The organism is Brevibacterium sp. FAM 24630, assembly GCF_049804075.1.
Lineage (GTDB): Bacteria > Actinomycetota > Actinomycetes > Actinomycetales > Brevibacteriaceae > Brevibacterium.
In genome coordinates this window covers 1-255 of the sequence record NZ_JBNBZD010000103.1, presented here as the reverse complement: position 1 = coordinate 255, position 255 = coordinate 1, and the positions used below count along the sequence as shown (strand labels likewise).

The following is a 255-nucleotide window of genomic DNA, read 5'->3' as shown; positions in this document are numbered from 1 at the left end:
CTCGGGGCGCATCAGCGGTAACCACCACCGACCGAAACGCTACGACCGCAGACTGCTGCGGGCCTGCTACCTCGCCGCGCAAGTGGCATCGCGATGGTGCCCGGTATCGAAGGCGTTCTACGACCGACAACGGGCTGAAGGCAAGAACCACAAACAAGCGATCCTCGCCCTGGCACGCCGACGCATCAACGTGCTCTGGGCGATGCTGCGAGACCGCACAATGTTCGGTCAAGGAATCTCCCCGATACCGGGGTG

The 255-nt window shown here is 63.5% G+C and carries 1 pseudogene; it reads left to right on the top strand.

The annotated features are described in order from the left end of the window. Nucleotides 1–255 (top strand): annotated as a pseudogene (locus tag ACPUD7_RS17905) (IS110 family transposase); the annotation flags it as partial.